Origin of the sequence: Marinobacter sp. MA (assembly GCF_048298425.1) — a bacterium.
In the GTDB taxonomy this organism is placed as follows: Bacteria; Pseudomonadota; Gammaproteobacteria; order Pseudomonadales; family Oleiphilaceae; genus Marinobacter; species Marinobacter salsuginis.
On the sequence record NZ_CP103058.1, the window covers coordinates 981,577 to 998,534 of the forward strand.

Sequence of the window (16,958 nt, forward strand, 5' to 3'; positions counted from 1 at the left end):
CCTAGTCAAATAAAAATGCGTTAGCGATGCTCTTATTCAAATCTTGAATATGTTTCTTGTGATTTGAATTAACGATTTCTAAAGTCTGATCTATCAAATTTGCAATTTTTTCCTGATGAAACTTAGGGGGCTTGGGGATTAGTACTTGCTTGAAAACATCAGTACTTAGCCGACAAGTCCCATGAGTTGCTGTCGTGACTTTAGAGAGAAAAAGATCCGCATTATGAATGAGCCAGTGCAGAACGAATCTAGGTGAAAAGTCTTCAGATAAGACCAACGCCTTGATATCTTGATTAAATGTCGATGTTTGGTGCGTAATCCCCACAGGAAAGGTATGTGCTAAAATCATTCCCCTAACGACAATAAGGATTGTATTTTCGTCCACAGAGCGAGTGCCGTTTCGGGCTCCTTCTTCTGTAACTGTTAATAAAGACTTTTTCAGCTCCGGAGATTTCATATCTTTAGGACTGAACCACGGAATATTTCCGTCCCAATACGTCTCCTTTGATTTCGATGGGGTGCCCCCACTTTGCCAATGTCCAACTTCCCACAGCGGAACTTGTTTCCACGTTTTGGAAGGTGATCCGAGATTTTCTGGAATACTATTATTTGAGAAGAGATGGTGCCGTAAATTTTTTATTAATAACTGGCCACTCGTGGTCAAAGAGTCAAATTTTTCAGAGACTTTTAGGGCCTGTTTAAGAATTGCAGCCACTCGCTTTTGACTCTCAATGTCGGGTAATTGAAATTCCTGATTTTCAAGTGTTTTCCATTTAATTGTTGGCGAAAGTGAACCCTCTGAAATTGATTTTGCGCGCTTCATGAACGCGTCAGACTGCATAAAAAAGGGTAGAAAATCCGGGACTATTTTTTCTTTCTTTGGTTCGAGGACCATAGCATGAGCCGAGCATATGCAATCGCAATCCGCAATAGCTAATTTTCGCTGATACGCTCTCCGCTTTCCGAAGATGATTTGCCCTTTTTTTACCAATAGTTTTTGACCTTTAACATCAGCTGGGTTGCCGTGGCGCTTAATCCTCAAGCTATTAGGATCAAGGTGCTCTAACCCTATATAGATATCAAGATCTGTTTCGCTGGGCTCGACTCTCTTAGAGATGTTTTTGGCAATATCACCAAACTTTACTTTTCTCCAGCCCTTCAGTTTTACCTGGTCAGTCATTTATTGCTCCACCTTGCATGCGGTGTTACATACCTGATTCGAAAGGATTTCGAATAATTCGTTAGTCTGTTTTTTTAATTGCACACGGCTGACTTTCCATGCCTCAATAGCGTGCTGAGCATCAGGCACCTCGTGGTTGTCGGGTGTTTGCACATACAAGGGTATCGATAAGTTAAACAGGTTTTTTTCAATGGTATCTATGCCAACGAGAGCGGTGATGCCACTTTGCTGCTCAGGCGTAAAGAAGGCCGCGCATAGCGATTCGAGGTCATCATTTGATAAACGACTATGTGCGCGCTCGCGTGTGACAAGGTCCACACCATTGATAAATAGGATCTTGCCTTTTCGCTCACCTGATTTGTTGGAGTTAAGTACCACAACGCATGATTCCATCGGCGAATTGTAGAAGAGATTGGGTCCTAATCCGATCACTGCCTCGATAATGTCCGATTCAATAACCTGTTTGCGTATGCCTTGCTCGGAGTCCCTGAACAATACGCCGTGAGGCCAAAGCATGGCGGCACGTCCGGTGTCAGGTTTCAGGCTCTTGATGATATGGGTGAAAAACGCGTAGTCGGCACAGCCTTGAGGAGGCACTCCGTAAAGATTACGGCCATACGGGTCTGCGGCAAACTTGTCACGGTTCCATTTTTTGATGGAGTAGGGTGGATTCGCAAAAATGACATCAAACTGTTTGAGCCGATCGTTCTCTACAAACTTGGGATCGCCGAGCGTGTCACCGCGCAGAACGTCAAATTCCTCAATGTCATGGAGGAACATGTTCATGCGGGCGATGGCGGAGGTGAGCAGGTTTACTTCCTGGCCGAAGAGTTTTACTGATCGCCATTCCTTTCCCTGGCTTCGAAGATCCATAACTGCGTTTAACAGCATGCCTCCAGTACCACAGGTCGGGTCGTAAGCAGTCTCGCCGGGTTTAAGCCCCATAATCCTCGTCATTAAGTGGACTACGGTCCGGTTTGTGTAGAATTCAGCAGCCGTGTGGCCAGAGTCATCTGCAAATTTCTTAATGAGGTATTCATAGGCTTCACCCAGATCGTCCTGATTGACCGATTTGATGCCCAGCGGGATTTTGCTGAAGTGTTGGATGAGGTCGGCGAGAAGGTGGTCAGGCAGGCGTTCTTTGTTCGTCCACTGGGCATCACCAAATACGCCGTGCAGTCTCTCGTTCTTAGCTTCGATGAGCCTGAGGGCGCTCTGGATAGCTTCACCGATATTTTTGCTGGTATTGCGGACCCTTTCCCATCGTGCCTCTTCCGGAATATCAAATCGGTGGAACATGGGCATCGTGGCGTAGTGAGCGTCGCCGTCACTTAGCTCTAATGCCTCGGTATACTCGTCTAGGTAGACGTCCGAAAGGCGTTTGTAGAAAAGCAGAGGGAAAATATACTGCTTGTAATCAGACGCATCGATCTGGCCACGTAGGAACTCGGCAGCGCCCCAGAGAAGGTCTTCCAACTGTCGTTTGTTCATAGCTCAAAGCCCTCCTTTACCAATAGTTCCTCAAGCTCCTGCTCCGCTTTTTCCAGGGCAGTCAGTTTTTCCTGAAAATCCTTCAAAGCTTCCTCGACAGAGATTGATTCTTCTTCAAGAGGCTTTTGAACGTATCGCGCAATGTTCAGATTGAAGTCGTTCTCGGCAATTTCAGATAGAGGAACCCAGCGAGCTTTGCCTTCAACTGGTTGCCCAGCGGGGCCAGAGGCCTCTTGATTGCTGTAGATTTCAAAGATTTGGTCGGCTTGAGCATTTGATAAGGTGTTCTGTGCTCGGCCTTTGCTGAAAATTTCTTCTGCGTTAATGACCAGGACATAGCCTTCATGATCGGCTGGGCGCTGTTTGCGTAGAACAAGAATGCAGGCGGGTATGCTTGTGCCGTAGAAGAGGTTGGGCGCAACGCCGATGATGGCCTCGATCCTGTTCTCTTGCAGAAGCTTCGTTCTTATCTTTCCTTCGGAACCGCCTCGGAACAAAACTCCATGGGGTAGGACAACCGCCATGCGACCTTGGTCGTTGAGGGAAGCAAACATATGCAGAACCCAAGCAAAATCACCATTGGTTTTCGGAGCTAGTCCGTATGCATTTCGGTCGTAAGGGTCGCTCGACCAGAGGTTTTGACCCCACTCTTTGAGACTGAAAGGTGGGTTGGCGATTACGCAATCGAACGTTTCGAGGCGGTCATTGATCAAGAATTTGGGGTGTCGGAGTGTGTCGCCTCGCACGATGTCGAAATCTTCTTGACCGTGCAGGAACAGGTTCATCCTTGCGATAGCCTCGGTGGTAAGGTTCTTCTCCTGCCCTTTAATTTTAAGTAGGCGCGGATCGCCACCATTCTCCCGGACGTGGTGAATGGTTTCGAGCAGCATGCCCCCCGTACCGCAAGCCGGGTCGTAAACACTTTCTCCGGCCTTCGGATCAAGAATGTTAACCATCAGCCTGACGATGGTTCGTGGTGTGTAGAATTCACCAGCTTTCTTATTGGCTTTGTCAGCAAACCGTTTAATCAGATATTCATATGCGCGGCCCATGTCGTCATCGCGGACGCTGCGGACACCAAGATTAACTTGGTTAAAGTGGTTGAGTAGCGTGGCCAGCAACTCATCTGGCAGACGGTCTTTGTTGGTCCAGCTCGCATCGCCGAAGATCCCATGGAGCTTGCCGTTCGCCAGCTCAATCCCGCGAAAGGCGTCCTTCAGCGCCTGGCCGATGTCTTTGGTCTGCTCAAACACATGCTGCCAATGGCACTCAGGGGGGATCTGAATGCGGTGGAACATGCTCTGTGCGGCCAGGTCTCTGTCTCCAACCTTTTCCATGGCATCGGCGAACTCTTCGTCGTAGACGTCACAGATCCGTTTGAAGAAAAGAATCGGGAAGATGTAGGTCTTGTAGTCAGAAGCGTCGATGGGGCCGGTGATGATGTGCGCGGCGTGCCAAAGGTGGGCTTCGAGATCCTTTAGGTTGATCAGTGTCATGCTTGTTTTAAGGTCCGTTACTGCTCGAATCGGAGGTGAGAGCGGAAATATTCAGCACCCTCAGAAGTGAGGTTTTTCTATTGAGTTGATAGTAGCAAATACGCACGGCGGATGGTTGGATGAGTGGAGAATCGGTCCTTGGGGTGCTCACGAATCCCGGTTTCTCAGAAATTTACTTTCTTACTTACTTACTTACTTACTTACTTTCTTTCTTGCTTTCTTGCTTTCTTATTTTTTGGTCTATACTGAAAATGCCAGCAATAGAGGAGGTCAATGCGATGCGCCCGGCAGATTTTAGTGATGAAAAGATCATCGAGGCAGGGAAGCGCCTGCAAGTGCAGAAGGGAAAAGTTACTGGTTATGGTTTAAGAATTGAACTTGGTGGTGGAGATCAGAGTCGCCTTATTTCAGTTTGGAGAAAGTTCGTAGAACAAGAAACTAAAGAAGCGGTGCAGGATACGGAACTTCCGCCCGAGATTGAGGAATTGCTTGATAGCGCGGGACAAACGTTGCTATCCCAACTGCTTTCGGTAACGGCCAGTATTCATCAGGCCGCAACAAAAAACGCTGACCGGCGTGTTGCAGAGATGACTCGACAACTCAAGGAGTTGGAAGAACAGACCGATGCCGAGTTGAAAGATGCTGGAATTGTTATTGAAAAGCTTGAATCCGAATCGGGCGAGTTACAGCAGGAATTGACAAAAACCGAGGAAAAACTTGCATCGGCGCTAGAGGAGGCGAAAAAGTACGAAATGAAAGCCTTTCAGCTCGAAACCCAGCTCAACGAAATGAAGGGTGTGGAGGAATTGATAAAGCGACTGGAGGCATTAGAGCAAAGGGCCACAACTGAAACTGTGACCCCACCACAGGAGGCCGGTCATTGAAATGAGAAGCGACACAGACTAATCAATTATCTCTTGGTCCAGGAGAAGCTGCCGTTAGAGCAGTTGGGTTAAACGACACCGTATGTGGCCTTGATGACAGAATGGCACTTGCCCACGAGCGGGGCAGGGAAGTCTGAGAGACTTCCAGCGTATGCCTTCTGTCTGCTCACGTCATGTCTGAATCGAAGAGTAAATCGGTCCAAAGGATCGTAAATTGCTCAGTGCCATGCTAAAAGCATTCTTTACTCGGAGAACGGATATTTTATCGGTCCATGATGCTTGTAACCTGTAACGGTAAAATCATCGACGGTTACCCAAGTCTCAATATCCTCTAAAGATTTGATGTCGGGGTTAATGTGGAGTTGAGGCGACGGATAGGGCTCACGCTTGAGCTGTATATCGCGAAGCATCGGTAGCTGGTCCTCGTACACATGGCAATTGACTAGACGATGATAAGCAGCCTTGGGTTTGTTGCCGGTTATTTGTGCAATAAGTGCTAAGAGTGTAAAGACCTGGACTTGGTTGAAGTTCAGGCCAAGTGGAACATCGCAGCTTCTCTGGTATGAGGTCAGATAAAGGTCCTTGCCTAAGAGGGAAAATGTATGTGTATGCATGCATGGACGGAGGCAGCCCAGGTGAAACTCACCGGGGTTGTAAAACGAGAGAATCTCGCCTCGGTCGTCAATACCTTTAGAAAGGTTGTCGACGAGCTTTCTCAGCTGATCAACAGTTCCCCCATCAGGTTTGGCCCACCGACGACCCTGCACGCCATAAACTCGGCCCATGTCGTCTTCGCCTTTCCTGTTCGGGTTTTCAAGCCAAGCCGGAGTTTTGTTGGCGTTTGCATTCCAGGTGTTGCACCCAATGGCCCTAAATTGGGCAGCATTGTCATAGCCACGGAGATAACCGAGCAATTCAGCAATCGCGGCTTTATAGAAGCTTTTTCGAGTGGTTACGAGGGGAAATTGATTGTTTTCAACATCGTAATCGAGTGAGGCATCGATTACCGTAAGGCATCGCTTTCCTGTTCGGTCATTCGTAACCCATACGCCTTCGTCCACTATCCGTTGGCATAACTCAAGGTATTGTTTCATTCTTTCTCCATATGATTTTGAATTTTCATGATTAATCTTTTTTCAAGCACTTGTATTTCACGGTCGCGTCGTTCGAGCTGGCCTTTCAATCCTATTGCTTCCTCAAATAATATGGCGTTTTCTTTCAATAGATCCCGTACTCTTTCCCGTAACAAGTTAACTTCACTCTTCGACTTTGGCGGTGAAACGGCTTTTTCATTTGAGCTTTTTGCGCTCTTCTTCATTGCTTTTAGCCGCAGAACCGCCCACCTCCTTTTGCGAATTGCCCCTTCAGAAAGCCCGCAAAGATTTACCAGGTTATCCATAGTGGGCTTTGTTACACCGCTCTTAACATCCCTTTGAAGAGTGTCTAAGGCATCTTCGATTGCCTTGTCGTTTTTGTTCTGCTTGGTTTTGATGCTCTCTACTAATTGAACTGGCCGCTTGTCAGTCATCACGCATTCCGCCTTCGAACTTTTTAACGTGCTTGCCCAGTTGCTCAGCCAGGCCAACCCAGATGATGGCTTGCTCTGGGCTTTCCTTTGCTTTTTCTTCCGCGTGCATCTGGCGGTCTTTGAGAGCAGACGAGCACCCCTCTGAAATAACATGATTTGGACAATCGGGGTCGCACGAGAAGTCTCCATAGCAGGGCGGTGTTTCTTTTCCGTTGTCTTTTTCAACAAAGTTGTGCGTGCATACGCCGATTGATGTAGGCATGAGGCTGATATTGGAATTCGCCAACCGGGAAATGTACTTGGCTCTTTGCTCTCCGAAAAGGCCTGCGCCCTTGAACCAGGCATCAATCCGGTACTTGTGTTGCGCGCCCCCGCCCCCTGCGAATTTCTTGTCCGCGCCGAAGAGATCGGTCAGAACTTCCTCGCGGGCCATGGCCATGCGGGACTCAATGCTGAGCTGAAGGTCTCTCTTGTACCCCCCATAACCTGCTGTAACCTCGTTAGGCATCCGCTTGAAGCGACTATGGAAGTGCTTCAGTTGTTTCGAAATAAAAGGTAAGCCCACTTCATGTTTGGCAAGTTGATGTGTCAACGTCTCCCGGCATTGATGAACAGAAAATTTGTAACCATCGAAGAGGCCTTGATGATCAATTTTTTTAATCCAGCGGATGAAGGTGGTGTTGAGGTTGGAATAACCTTGACCTCCCTCTCGCACAACTCCTGTTGGAGAGGAAAATAGGTATTCGTTCCCGGATTGCTCACATGCGTAATTCAGGATGTCATGTGCATCCTCAACCAAGGGGATTGCTATCCATCGATCTACAGCTGGAGTGCCTTCATGTCTTCGTTTGACCACTTTCGAGACAATGTATCTGATGCCATCTGCATATGCCAAAGCTCCTCTTCTAATGAGCTGAGCCTCCGAAAATCTCATGCCCGTGAGTAAGAGAATTATAAGCATTGATGCTTTGTGGGCTTCGTTGTAGAGATTTCGAACTTCGCCAGGGGTGTACCCAAATTCCTTCCTGTATTTTTGCTCGAGGTTGTGATCGTCGCGACCTCCACCCCAAAGGTAGTATTCCAGTGGGATTTTCACATTAGTGAACTTTTTGATGATTTCTTTTCGAGCTGTGTTTGAGATGGTTCTGTCGTGGATCTCGAACTTTATTGCTGCTTTGAACTCGGAAATGGCGCGCTTGCAGTGGCTCAGAAGGAAAATAAACTGTGCATCGGATAGGGTGCCGATTCCTTCGTGTGATGACTGTTCACTCCAGTTGATCGATTTTGAGTCAATATCTGAAGATTGTAATGCAAGCCTCCGTGGCAGGTTTCGCTGAACAATCTCGCTCGTAAGTAAGCGCATAGCGCGTCTCAGGTGGTCTGGGCGGCCTCCGATGTGTGGCGCATGACGTTTGAATGTTTCAAAGCTGATATCAGCAAAAGAGTTTATAGTGCAGCCGTCCTTTTGTTCTTCTCGAATGATGTACGAGCCAATTTTGGCCAGCTCCCTAACTCGCCCTTTTACAGTTTTCCCATCGACGGTAGTTTTCGATGTTCTAGAGTGTTTGAAGAGTTTTGGATAAAAAGCATAGATTGCAGAAGCCGTCTTTAGTTCGGACACCATTTGCTCTGTGAGGCAGTAATCATACTTCTCTAGGTGGTGTCTCGATGATTGTTGGAAGCCCTCCCAATCGATCATGCTGCTTTTTCGGCCATTGAATCGGACGTCATCTGGTAGCAGGTAAACCCATTGGGGGTCTTTAAACTGTGAGTGCCAAATGGGAGTGGCAGGGTCAAACACAGCATCGCCAATTTCAAGATCGTTTACCGAAGGAAGGCCCTCTTGTTGTATGAGTCCCATAGCTAAAGCCCTTGGTATACGAGGTGGTCGAGTGCTTCATCGTCTAGCTCTGAAGCCAAAAATTCCGCTTCTTTCAAAACGGTTTCAGGATAGTTTTGGTCCGGCGTGATGAGGGTCTCGATTACGGTTAATATTTCCCCGTATAGAGCCTTCCTCCCCTCCATGTTCTTCTTATCTTGAAGGAGTACTTCTTCGATTTTCCACTTATAGGCAATGATCTTCGGTAGACCGTCTTCAGTAACGATTGCTTGCTCGCAGAGAAGGCACATATTCCAAAATTTGCAGGGTGACCCTTCAATGTGATTCGTGAGTTTTCTAACCCTTTCGCTGGGGTTGAAGGCATCTTTGCAGCCGGTTCCACATAGTGTCTCGGTGTAACCTGTGTTCGGGATAGGCATTTTGGGGACAGGTTGTGCGTTCTGCGTTTGCTCAGAAATTGATTCTAGAGCAGGCTTAACAACTTTTATGAATTCAGCATCGAGTGCCCGTTCGTTCAGATAATTCGCAGTGGTGCTAATACTTTCGTGGCCAACGACTGCCTGAATAGTAAAGATATTAGCTCCCTCTTTAACCATGTTGTTTATAAGAGTTGACCGGAAGCGGCTTATATTGAACGTAAAATCGTTTCCTAGAACCTCGTAAAGACCGTTCTCTTTACAAAATGCTTTGTACCAACGATCTGAGCCAGACAGAGCGGGGTTTGACTGTCGCTCAGTTAAAGAGGGATAACCCCAAATGATATGGGTTACGCCGCTTTTGTTGTCGTCAGCTGATCGAAACCAGCCGTTATGCTCGTAGATAAATAGCTTATGTTTTGTCTCGCCTTCTGCGCGATCCCTTATCCTTTGTGTGAGTTTGATGGCTAACTCGATTAGTTGTGCGACCTGAGTTTGCTTGGCGTCTTCGATAAAATATTCAGCATCCTCGAGTAAAGCGACGTGTAGCTCTCGATTATCGGTTCGGTTCGCGGAGCCTGACCTGGGTTTCGTGTAACGGATGCACGGCCGATTGGTAAGGGGGTGTTTGGCTATATAGCTGTCCAAAGTCAGTGAAGCGACAGACTCTGCATTCAGTCCGGTTATCCGGGAAAGTTCTGCTGCAATTGGCAAGATAAGCCGCTGATCCACATATGGCCATACTCCTATCTTCACGAAAAACTTCATGAGGAACGCCGAAGAGTAGCTTCCACGATGCATTTTCGAAAATTGAAGCATTCGCAAGGGGTCACATTCGAATTTCTCTTCAAATTCGTAGAGAGCACATTCAAAGCTACCCGCTTTGCTGTAGATTGGAGTTAAGCCTACTGCCTGCTCAGGAGAGCAACCCATAGCGAGGCGACCACCAATGGTTTCTCTTGCCACTCCGTAATGTTCAGCAGCTTGTGTGAGAGAAGACCATTCAACACCCTCAACATTTATGGCTTTGCCAATCCAATATTTTTGGTTTTGTGGAGCAGGGTCCAGGTTTACGCATTGTCTGTGTGTCCAGCCTTTTCTGTTTCTTCTTGCGATGGTGGCGGCACTCACTCCAAACAGTAATGACGCCTGCTTGGGAGTGAAGCTTTCGCCATCGATGAATAGCGGATCAGTATTGCAAGGACGACACCGAATTCCAGCATTCGACTTTCGATAAGGCTCACTAACGTTCATTGCATGTTGAATACACCTGCCGAGAGCGACGTTGATGATTTCTTGTTCCTGCTCAGAATATGGCGCTCGCGTGTCAGTTTCCGGGAGGCCCTTGAACATCGGGGCGTGGTACACAATGTGATCTGTAATGCCAAGCTGGTAGGTCCAGTCCATAGCGTATCGAACAGTTTTGTATACCGAATATCGAGATTTACTTGAAAGCGAGGTCTGTTGTTTGTTGAGCCATGCTGTGAAGCGTATTAGAGCATCCGTTTCCCAATACTTCCCAACAAAGAAGCGAGGATCTGAACGAAGCTCGTCATACCCTGCGCCAGTATCTTGGACAAACTTTACGTACCAGTTTTTTGCGAATGTGATGCTGCTGAGAGGTTTCTCACGTTGAATCATGGAAAATATCCATTCCACCTCACGCAGGGGGTCCAGAGTCGTCGCTTTCGGAACCAATCTAAAAACATTAGGCATTTCTGTGTCCCCTTTTTTCTCTGTGCTTCAAAGGGGGAAGAAATGTCGCTTTCCTGATGTCCTCAGCCTCATGGAGTCGGTTCTGCCTGCTACCCTCTTCGGTGAGTTTGCTGAGAAGCGCAGGTGAAATTTGGGTGTAAATCTCGGTAGTTCCGAGGTGGGAGTGACCGAGCATTTGTTGGGCCGTCAGCATTCGATCTTCGTAGTCTTTGCCGATATCTGAGCCCAGGATTGAAAAGGCTGTGCCATGTCGCATCCAATGCGTAGAAAATTCACCACCTACATTAGACCTAGCAACTGCGGACTTAAACTGTTTTGATGCGTTGCGAGTGCTCCATGGCCTCCCGTTTGCCGTTAAGAAAACAGGTTTGTTTGGGTCATTAATTTTCCAGGCTTCCGCAAGTCTGTATTCGACGGAGTTGTGATATTTCCTTATCCTGTTTAGTACGGCTCGCGATATGAGAGTGATTCGTTCTTTGGGGGATCCAGCACGGCCCTTCGACCCGCGTATACACAAGGGGATGAACTCGAACCCTTGGTCTCGAAATATTGAATCTGGCGGCAGGTCTGATCTTTTAAGGCCAATCAGTTCTGAAATTCTAAGCCCAGTGTCGTACTGGGTGTGGAACATGCAGCGCTCACATTCATTGTGCATTGAATTCAGTAACTGAACGATGTGCTCCGGTGTGATGAACTTTGGCGACTTTCTGTGGCCTCTTCTGGCAACGTAATTAAGATCGTTTGTGCGTCCCCAGGGTGAGTCGGCTATTTCTCGAACCCTTCCTCCCTCTTTAGATGTTAGCCATGAAAGGAACGCCTTCAAAGCCGCTTCACGTGAGTGAAGAGTCGAGTTCCCAACACGGCCTTTCGATAGCTGATGCTCGTGCCACTCCAAAACGTCTTCTCTGGTTATTATTTCGAGAGCCTCATCAATTTCTATGTTCGGGTATTGACGTGTTTGTTCCAGCCAAGAACAAAAGTATTCGATTGAGCGACCATATTGCTCAACTGTCTTAGGTGATATGGATGTCCCTACGGCTTTAGAGAGGTACGATAGCCAGCGATTGGCATGGCGAATGGTTTTTCCGTTTTTGTCGCTTAGCGATACGATCATGCGTTTTTGATTTGCATACGATAGAGGAAAAGCTTCCCCAGTTGATGAGATGACAATCTCTTTTGGTATGTTCTTTCCTTCAACGATGATCATTTTCGCCATTATATTGGATCTTTAGGATTGTTATTAAAGTGTACTAATGTTTTAATTATAGTACATTTTAAAAAATCGTGAAGAGGCTTCGTGATATAATTTCCGGTGAGGTAAATCAGTAGAGTGTTGGTTTTTGACTTTGGTTCCGCAAACACCTGTACCAGAACCATCTGACCGATGACATCGTCTTCGAGCAGCTCAAGCGCGAGCCCCGCGCCTTGCCGACGCTGGTGATCAAACGCAAGCCCGAGAGCATCTTCGAGTACGAGCTGGAGGACTTCGAGTTTGAGGGGTATGACCCGCATCCGGGCATCAAGGCGCCGATTGCCATCTGATTCCATTCCAAACAGGCGAGTCCATGAGAAAAGCACTGATTGTCGCCATGTCCCGCAACCGGGTCATCGGCCGGAACAACAAATTGCCCTGGTATCTGCCCGGAGACCTGCGTTATTTCAAACAGGCTACGATGGGAAAGCCCATTATCATGGGTCGAAAAACCTGGGACTCCATCGGTCGACCACTGCCGGGCAGGATGAACGTGGTGATTTCCAGGAACGAAACCTGGGAAGCACCAACCGGAACGGTTGCCGCCAAGTCATTGCCCGAGGCGCTGGTGAAAGCCGAAGCCCAGGCCGAGCTTGAGGGTGGCGACGAGGTGATGATTATCGGTGGCGGGCAGATCTACGCCGAGGCGCTGCCGATGGTGGATCGCATGTACATCACCCAGGTGCACGCTGAGGTGGACGGCGATGCGTTTTTTCCGGAAGTGAACTGGGATGAGTGGGAGGAAATCGGACGGGAGGATTTCTCCGCGTCCGATAACAACCCTTACGACTACAGCTTCGTGGTCTATCAGCGCCAGGCTTAAGCCTGGCGAGGTGGGCGCTTGCCAGCGGGCTTGCCGCCCTTACCGGGAGACTTGCCTTTGGGCCCCGGGCCGCCGCGTCCCTTCGGTCCTTTCTTGAATCCGCGTTTCGGGCCTTTGCGGTTATCGCCCGGGCGGCCACCCTTGCGGTCGCGACGCGGCGGAGGCGTGGCGGAGACCACCGGCAGTGCCTCGGGCTGCTCCAGAGGCAGGGAACCGGGTTGGGCCGCTTCCATCCAGCAGGCCAGGGCACCCGCCACCATGGCCATATCCATCTCGTTGCGCTCGGCGATCTCGTCCAGCAGGGCCATGGTCTTGGCCAGCTTCTTGTCTTCAGCGAACGCCAGCAGCTGGGTTTCAAACTGCTGCTCGCGCATTTTCTTCAGTTCAACCGGTGACGGCAGCTCATAGGCCTGCATAGGGGAGTTGGTGGCACGTTCCAGCGTGCGCAGCCAGCTCCGCTCCCGAGGCGTGACCAGCAGAATGGCCTTGCCTTCCCGACCGGCGCGGCCGGTACGGCCAACACGGTGGATGTAGGCTTCGGTGTCGTAGGGCACATCGTAGTTGATCACGTGGGTAATGCGCGGCACGTCCAGACCGCGGGCCGCCACGTCGGTCGCCACGATAATGTCTTTCTTGCTGCGCTTGAGGTCTTCAACGGTCTGCTCGCGCTGACGCTGGTTCAAATCGCCGTTCAGTGGTGCCACCGCGTGCCCGCGTGCCGACAGTTTCTCGGCCAGCAGTGTGGTTTCCGCCTTGGTGCGCACGAAGATGATGGAGGCGTCAAACGGCTCCACTTCGAGAATCCGTGTCAGGGCGTCGAGTTTACGCTCGGCGTAGACCGGCAAAACAAACTGGGAGATGCGCTCGACCGTGCGGGTTTCGCTTTCAATGCGAACTTCCGTGGCGTTGCGCAGGTAAGTCTGGGCCACTTTCTTGATTTGCGGCGGCATGGTGGCTGAAAACAGGGCGCGTTGGCAGTTCTCCGGTGTTTTCGCCAGGATCGCTTCCACGTCGTCGATAAAGCCCATGCGCAGCATTTCATCGGCTTCATCCAGAACCAGCGCCTTCAGGCCGTCCAGTTTCAGGGTGCCTTTGCGCAGGTGGTCGAGCATGCGGCCCGGGGTACCCACGACGACCTGGGCTCCGCGGCGGAGGCCCTTGATCTGGGGGTAAAAATCCTGGCCGCCGTAGATGGGCAGCACATGGAAATTCCGGAACTTGCTGGCATAGGTGGTAAAGGCTTCAGCCACCTGGATGGCCAGTTCCCGTGTTGGTGCCAGCACCAGAATCTGGGGTTCGGTAACAGAGGCGTCAATCCGGCTCAGCAGGGGCAGTGCAAATGCCGCGGTTTTACCGGTACCTGTCTGGGCAACACCCAACAGATGGTTGCCGGCAAGCAGCGCGGGAATAGACTGGGCCTGGATGGGAGACGGGGTTTCGTAGCCAACGGCGGACACAGCTTCAAGTACGGCTGGATCAAGCCCCAGTTCGGCAAAGGACAATTCAGACATTGATTCACTCGGAATTCGGGAGGTAGAGCATTGCCGGGCAATGCATGATGTGCGGGCATTATAGCGGTTTTGTTGATGTTTTAATACGCAAAACCCCGGAGGCGCTGTAGGTACTTGCCGGGGACCGGTTATTGCGTTGCCGTCCGATCTTGGGCAGGCTTCGTATTATCCCGATAGGTTGCTAACAGGAACTTGAGATGACCTTTGACGAATTATTGCAGGCGGCCCGTGGCAGCGAGGAACTGATCATGCCCGGCAGCTGGTCCCAGGGAAGAGCTACATTCGGTGGTCTTACGGCTGCATTGATGTTCGAGAGAATGGAGATGCTTGTTGCCGAGGGCCGCGCCATGCGTGCATTGCAGGTCTCGTTCGTGGGACCGGTGGAGCCCGAAGTGCCAGCCAGGTTCGAGGCCGAGATTCTGCGTGAGGGAAAGGCGGTCAGTCAGGTGCAGGGGCGCATTGTCCAGAAAGGAGAAACCCGGCTGGTCTGTCTGGCCAGCTTTGGCGGCGACCGGGAGTCGGAGGTACAGGTGGACGCCCTTCCTGCGCCCGAGGCGCCCCCGATCGATCAATGTCCCGGGCTCGACTATATCGAGGGTGTGACACCGGAATTCATCCAGCAGATTGAGATGCGCTGGGCGTTCGGAAACCTGCCGTTCAGTGGCAAAGGCGGTCGGGAACTGGGCGGCTGGATGCAGTTCCGGAAAACTCCGGAGTCGTTCTCTGACGCCCATATCGTTGCCCTCGTTGATGCCTGGCCCCCGGCAGTACTGCCGTATGTCAAACAGCGGGTACGAACCAGTTCCCTGAGCTGGGCTCTGGACATCGTGCATCCCAGGCCGGTCATGGAACCGGGAGACTGGCTGTTGTACAAGGTCTCTATCGATCAGGCGGGTGCCGGTTACGGTCATACCCAGGCCGGTATCTGGACTGCCAAAGGCGAGCTTGTGGCTTTGAGTCGCCAGACGGTGACCGTGTTCGGGTGATGGAAATGACGGCTCAGGCCGCCATTTCCGATTTCAGGGCATCGATGATAATGCGGGCGAAGTCTTCCGGTGAATCTTCCTGCAGGAAGTGCCCGCCCCGGAGCGTGATGTGGGGTTGGCCATGGGCACCGGGAATCCGACGCTGCATATGCCTGTCGCCGCCCCGGGTAATGGGGTCGCCACTGCTGAAACAGGTGATAAACGGCTTTTTCCAACGTTCAAGCACCTGCCAGGCGGCCTTGTTTGCATCGCTGTCCGGTGTGCCAGGCTCAGTTGGCACCAGCTTCGGAAACGCCCTGGCTCCGGCCTTGAACTCCGCCGATGGAAAAGGAGCCTCGTAGGCGGCCAGTTCAGCCTTGCTCAGCGTGCGATCGGTGCCCAGCTGCACAATGCGCCCAACCGGAAACCAGGGGCTGTGTGTGGCAAAGGCTTTCCAGACTGAGAATACCGCAGGCACAGGCGCCTCCCCGGTTGGCAGCATGCCATTGCCCACGATGATGCGACTGAAGCGCTGTCGGTGTTCTGCTGCCAGACGCAGGCCCAGCAGCGATCCCCAGTTCTGGCAAACCAGGGTGATGTTAGTAAGGTCCAGCTGTTCCAGCCAACTGGTCAGCCATGCCAGGTGGCGGCCATAACTGTAGTCGGTCACCGAGGCCGGCTTGTCGGATTTGCCAAAGCCGATCAGATCCGGAGCCAGTACCCGATGTCCGGCGCTTGCCACGAGGGGAATCATGTGCCGGTAAAGGTAGGACCAGGATGGTTCGCCGTGGAGCATGAGTACCGGCGACGCGCCTCGCGGGCCCTCGTCAACGTAGTGCATCCGGAGCCCGGGTTCTACGTCGAGATGGTTTGGAGTAAAAGGGTAATCCGGAAGACCTGCGAAGCGGGCTTCATCGGTTCTCAGAATACGCATGCCATCGACTGTCCTGACTGATTGGTTGCGTGATTGCCGGGCGGCATCCGGTGATCAGAATGCCCTACTACAATCGTCGAATATCAGGATAAAGCAGATGGAAAATTTGTGTGTTTGAGTTGCGTAACAGAGCGTTGCCGCTTTGAATCAGGACGCGATGCCGAACAGGCGTTCGGGGTTGTCAACGCGGGCCAGAGCCTCGTCGCAGCAATTGACTGCACCGCAATCGTCAGCTGAACAAAGGCCAATGGTGCGGCATTCCATATCCTGCTGGTGGTCACCCTGATTGTTGAAAATCCGGGCCCTGGAGAGAATCGAATGGCAGTGGCCGCACAGCAGGGTAGGAACCGCGCTGCCCTCAGCCAGAAGTGCCGTGTAATGCTGTGTTTGAGTCATAAATATCCTCCTGATACTGCCCAACATATGGGCCAAGTATGACATTTCAAAGTCTGGTTGCCGGATTTATACGGCTTAACTGTCTGGATCGACCAGTGGCCGACGGTTGGATCGCTTGTCATCCCAGTCAAGCTCCTTCGGGTCATACCAGCCAATCGCCTCCAGAACTCTTTCCCGTGTCTGTGGCGACAGTGTGGGCCAGAGCTCCTGGAAGTCCTCCAGGCCAAGGTCCCGCTGCTTCTGTTGCTTGCTCTGAAGTCGGTTGATGATACGTGGCAACTGCAGGGCTTCGCCGAGCTGACCGGGCACCACGACTTCCTGGCCCATCACCTTGCGCCGGTGCGTTCTGGCGGCCAGTACCTTGCGCAGCTCGGTGGCCGCGTCCAGGGCTGTTTCGACAGTGAAGGTTTCCAGTTCCAACAACATGACCTGTCTATTAGTTGAACAACAACCGTCCACTATAACCCGAAGAGAGCTACAGTGGCCACGCCAGCGTGGTAGGGTAGAATGCATCCGTTAACATGCA

The 16,958-nt window shown here is 50.9% G+C and carries 15 protein-coding genes and 1 pseudogene; 4 read left to right on the top strand and 12 right to left on the bottom strand.

Translation table 11 applies throughout. The features are described from left to right. Position 1: 1 nt before the first annotated feature. Genes NUW46_RS04490 through NUW46_RS04500 form a run of 3 tightly spaced genes read right to left on the bottom strand, consistent with a single transcriptional unit; the run spans position 2 to position 4,167 of the window. Entirely contained in the window at positions 2–1,180 is a 1,179-nt protein-coding gene (locus tag NUW46_RS04490) for a restriction endonuclease subunit S (protein ID WP_106695312.1), read from the bottom strand. Further along, on the bottom strand, positions 1,181–2,671 hold the full coding sequence (locus NUW46_RS04495; protein WP_418141472.1) for a type I restriction-modification system subunit M: 1,491 nt from the start codon (positions 2,669–2,671) through the stop codon (positions 1,181–1,183). It lies immediately after the preceding gene. Then, positions 2,668–4,167 (bottom strand): N-6 DNA methylase, encoded by a 1,500-nt coding sequence (locus NUW46_RS04500; RefSeq protein ID WP_418141473.1) that lies wholly within the window; start codon positions 4,165–4,167, stop codon positions 2,668–2,670. Before NUW46_RS04500 ends, NUW46_RS04495 begins: the two co-directional genes overlap by 4 nt. A gap of 119 nt (positions 4,168–4,286) precedes the next feature. On the opposite strand from NUW46_RS04500, the gene NUW46_RS04505 reads away from it, so the two are divergent. Next, positions 4,287–5,051: a DNA-binding protein gene (locus tag NUW46_RS04505; RefSeq protein ID WP_418141474.1), complete on the top strand. Its 765-nt coding sequence runs from the start codon at positions 4,287–4,289 to the stop codon at positions 5,049–5,051. 242 nt (positions 5,052–5,293) lie between these two features. Here NUW46_RS04505 and NUW46_RS04510 read toward each other — a convergent pair whose 3' ends face one another. From NUW46_RS04510 to NUW46_RS04530, 5 genes are read right to left on the bottom strand one after another with little or no spacing between them, the layout of a single operon-like run. After that, a complete protein-coding gene (locus NUW46_RS04510) occupies positions 5,294–6,145 on the bottom strand; it encodes a thymidylate synthase (RefSeq protein WP_104323012.1) in 852 nt (283 codons plus the stop codon). After that, positions 6,142–6,579 (bottom strand): hypothetical protein, encoded by a 438-nt coding sequence (locus tag NUW46_RS04515; protein WP_418141475.1) that lies wholly within the window; start codon positions 6,577–6,579, stop codon positions 6,142–6,144. Before NUW46_RS04515 ends, NUW46_RS04510 begins: the two co-directional genes overlap by 4 nt. Continuing rightward, positions 6,572–8,440, bottom strand: coding sequence for a site-specific integrase (locus tag NUW46_RS04520; protein WP_418141476.1), 1,869 nt, complete (start codon positions 8,438–8,440; stop codon positions 6,572–6,574). The genes NUW46_RS04515 and NUW46_RS04520 overlap by 8 nt, the downstream gene beginning before the upstream one ends. A 2-nt stretch (positions 8,441–8,442) precedes the next feature. After that, positions 8,443–10,551: a site-specific integrase gene (locus tag NUW46_RS04525; RefSeq protein ID WP_418141477.1), complete on the bottom strand. Its 2,109-nt coding sequence runs from the start codon at positions 10,549–10,551 to the stop codon at positions 8,443–8,445. After that, entirely contained in the window at positions 10,544–11,767 is a 1,224-nt protein-coding gene (locus tag NUW46_RS04530; protein ID WP_418141478.1) for a tyrosine-type recombinase/integrase, read from the bottom strand. The genes NUW46_RS04525 and NUW46_RS04530 overlap by 8 nt, the downstream gene beginning before the upstream one ends. Positions 11,768–11,910: 143 nt before the next feature. Here NUW46_RS04530 and NUW46_RS04535 point away from each other — a divergent pair. Together NUW46_RS04535 and NUW46_RS04540 are read left to right on the top strand one after the other, a co-directional pair. Beyond that, a pseudogene (locus tag NUW46_RS04535) lies at positions 11,911–12,093 on the top strand (thymidylate synthase); the annotation flags it as partial. Positions 12,094–12,116: 23 nt separating this feature from the next. Further along, positions 12,117–12,626, top strand: coding sequence for a dihydrofolate reductase (locus tag NUW46_RS04540; protein WP_069183978.1), 510 nt, complete (start codon positions 12,117–12,119; stop codon positions 12,624–12,626). On the opposite strand, the gene NUW46_RS04545 is transcribed toward NUW46_RS04540, so the two are convergent. Further along, on the bottom strand, positions 12,623–14,137 hold the full coding sequence (locus NUW46_RS04545; protein WP_418141479.1) for a DEAD/DEAH box helicase: 1,515 nt from the start codon (positions 14,135–14,137) through the stop codon (positions 12,623–12,625). The genes NUW46_RS04540 and NUW46_RS04545 overlap by 4 nt on opposite strands. 197 nt (positions 14,138–14,334) lie before the next feature. Here NUW46_RS04545 and NUW46_RS04550 point away from each other — a divergent pair, with 197 nt between their 5' ends. Further along, positions 14,335–15,123 carry an acyl-CoA thioesterase gene (locus NUW46_RS04550; RefSeq protein WP_305966660.1) on the top strand — a complete coding sequence of 263 codons (789 nt, stop codon included), beginning with the start codon at positions 14,335–14,337 and terminating at the stop codon, positions 15,121–15,123. A 13-nt stretch (positions 15,124–15,136) separates the two neighbouring features. Here NUW46_RS04550 and NUW46_RS04555 read toward each other — a convergent pair whose 3' ends face one another. The 3 genes from NUW46_RS04555 to NUW46_RS04565 form a co-directional block, all read right to left on the bottom strand. Next, positions 15,137–16,036 carry a haloalkane dehalogenase gene (locus tag NUW46_RS04555; protein ID WP_136629755.1) on the bottom strand — a complete coding sequence of 300 codons (900 nt, stop codon included), beginning with the start codon at positions 16,034–16,036 and terminating at the stop codon, positions 15,137–15,139. Positions 16,037–16,183: 147 nt separating this feature from the next. Continuing rightward, positions 16,184–16,432: a hypothetical protein gene (locus tag NUW46_RS04560; protein ID WP_069183974.1), complete on the bottom strand. Its 249-nt coding sequence runs from the start codon at positions 16,430–16,432 to the stop codon at positions 16,184–16,186. Between the two features lie 75 nt (positions 16,433–16,507). Beyond that, complete coding sequence (locus NUW46_RS04565) at positions 16,508–16,858, bottom strand: hypothetical protein (protein WP_069183973.1); 351 nt, start codon at positions 16,856–16,858, stop codon at positions 16,508–16,510. Positions 16,859–16,958: the final 100 nt, after the last annotated feature.

Bases quoted from the DNA above. Each gene is read 5' to 3' on its own strand.
- NUW46_RS04490 (WP_106695312.1), bottom strand. From the start codon at position 1,180: ATGACTGACCAGGTAAAACTGAAGGGCTGGAGAAAAGTAAAGTTTGGT.
- NUW46_RS04495 (WP_418141472.1), bottom strand. From the start codon at position 2,671: ATGAACAAACGACAGTTGGAAGACCTTCTCTGGGGCGCTGCCGAGTTC.
- NUW46_RS04500 (WP_418141473.1), bottom strand. From the start codon at position 4,167: ATGACACTGATCAACCTAAAGGATCTCGAAGCCCACCTTTGGCACGCC.
- NUW46_RS04505 (WP_418141474.1), top strand. From the start codon at position 4,287: ATGAGTGGAGAATCGGTCCTTGGGGTGCTCACGAATCCCGGTTTCTCA.
- NUW46_RS04510 (WP_104323012.1), bottom strand. From the start codon at position 6,145: ATGAAACAATACCTTGAGTTATGCCAACGGATAGTGGACGAAGGCGTA.
- NUW46_RS04515 (WP_418141475.1), bottom strand. From the start codon at position 6,579: ATGACTGACAAGCGGCCAGTTCAATTAGTAGAGAGCATCAAAACCAAG.
- NUW46_RS04520 (WP_418141476.1), bottom strand. From the start codon at position 8,440: ATGGGACTCATACAACAAGAGGGCCTTCCTTCGGTAAACGATCTTGAA.
- NUW46_RS04525 (WP_418141477.1), bottom strand. From the start codon at position 10,551: ATGCCTAATGTTTTTAGATTGGTTCCGAAAGCGACGACTCTGGACCCC.
- NUW46_RS04530 (WP_418141478.1), bottom strand. From the start codon at position 11,767: ATGGCGAAAATGATCATCGTTGAAGGAAAGAACATACCAAAAGAGATT.
- NUW46_RS04540 (WP_069183978.1), top strand. From the start codon at position 12,117: ATGAGAAAAGCACTGATTGTCGCCATGTCCCGCAACCGGGTCATCGGC.
- NUW46_RS04545 (WP_418141479.1), bottom strand. From the start codon at position 14,137: ATGTCTGAATTGTCCTTTGCCGAACTGGGGCTTGATCCAGCCGTACTT.
- NUW46_RS04550 (WP_305966660.1), top strand. From the start codon at position 14,335: ATGACCTTTGACGAATTATTGCAGGCGGCCCGTGGCAGCGAGGAACTG.
- NUW46_RS04555 (WP_136629755.1), bottom strand. From the start codon at position 16,036: ATGCGTATTCTGAGAACCGATGAAGCCCGCTTCGCAGGTCTTCCGGAT.
- NUW46_RS04560 (WP_069183974.1), bottom strand. From the start codon at position 16,432: ATGACTCAAACACAGCATTACACGGCACTTCTGGCTGAGGGCAGCGCG.
- NUW46_RS04565 (WP_069183973.1), bottom strand. From the start codon at position 16,858: ATGTTGTTGGAACTGGAAACCTTCACTGTCGAAACAGCCCTGGACGCG.